Consider the following 1,005-nt stretch of genomic DNA (forward strand, 5'->3'; position numbering starts at 1 on the left):
CTCACCGGCGGCATCTCCACTCAAACAGAAATGACCGCTCGTCTCAACCCGAACTTTAGACCAATCGCCGCGATCAGGGAAAGCGGCGAAAGTGGACGAAAAATGCTCATTTACCATGGATGTAAACTCCGCGTTCTCGCCCGCTTTCTCGCTACGTTCCAGTCCGCGATGTTACTTGCTCACTCAGGCATGACAGAGTGAATTACTCTGCTGCGCCTTCTTCAGCTTCTGGAGCAACGCGTGGAGCGTGTACGTTTGCAACAGCTTTGTCGTCGCCGTGAGCCAGTGCAACGAACTCAACGCCTTTAGGGGCTTTGAGGTCGGACAGGTGAACGATTGCGCCGATTTCCAGAGCCGACAGGTCGACTTCGATGAACTCAGGCAGATCTTTCGGCAGGCAGGAAACTTCGATTTCGTTCAGGACGTGCGAGATCTCGCCGCCTTTCTTGGTCGGAGCTTCTTCACCAACAAAGTGCACAGGCACGATAGCGGTCAGTTTCTGGCCGGCTACGACGCGTACGAAGTCAGCGTGCAGAACGTGACCCTTGGACGGGTGACGTTGCAGAGCCTTGATGATGACGTTCTGCTTTTTGCCGCCAACGTTCAGTTCGATAACGTGGCTGTAGGCAGCATCGTTTTCGAGCAGTTTGGCAACTTCTTTGGCCAGCATGCTGATGGATTCAGGGGCTTTTTCGCCACCGTAAACAACAGCTGGAACCAGAGCGGCGAGACGACGCAGGCGGCGGCTCGCACCTTTCCCCAGGTCGGAACGCAGTTCAGCATTCAGAGTAAAATCGTTCATTGTGTATCTCCAAAATAGCCATGACCGGGTTGACGTTTGCGACCAGCGCCAAACACGGTATGGGCAAAAAAGCCCCGCCCCGGCAGGAATGCCGGGGCGGGGCGCTTTTCGTCAACGAGACATTTCGAGAAGGGCAGGGCCCTTAACGGAACATCGCGCTGATCGATTCTTCATTGCTGATGCGGCGAACCGCTTCGGCAACA

Annotated in this window: 2 protein-coding genes; one reads left to right on the forward strand and one right to left on the reverse strand. The window is 55.3% G+C overall.

Going from position 1 to position 1,005, the window contains the following annotated elements; genetic code table 11:
- A partial coding sequence (locus ACIP1X_RS29150; protein ID WP_400756009.1) for a hypothetical protein occupies window positions 1-201 on the forward strand: 201 nt, incomplete at its 5' end.
- Between the two features lies 1 nt (window position 202).
- Here the strand turns inward: ACIP1X_RS29150 and ACIP1X_RS29155 are convergent.
- Window positions 203-802: a 50S ribosomal protein L25/general stress protein Ctc gene (locus ACIP1X_RS29155; RefSeq protein WP_053123771.1), complete on the reverse strand. Its 600-nt coding sequence runs from the start codon at window positions 800-802 to the stop codon at window positions 203-205.
- Between the last annotated feature and the right edge of the window lie 203 nt (window positions 803-1,005).

The sequence above is a fragment of the Pseudomonas sp. NPDC088885 genome (assembly GCF_044750025.1).
Lineage (GTDB): Bacteria > Pseudomonadota > Gammaproteobacteria > Pseudomonadales > Pseudomonadaceae > Aquipseudomonas > Aquipseudomonas rustica.

Excerpts from the sequence above, each read along its gene's own strand:
- ACIP1X_RS29155 (WP_053123771.1), bottom strand. The coding sequence starts at position 802 with ATGAACGATTTTACTCTGAATGCTGAACTGCGTTCCGACCTGGGGAAA.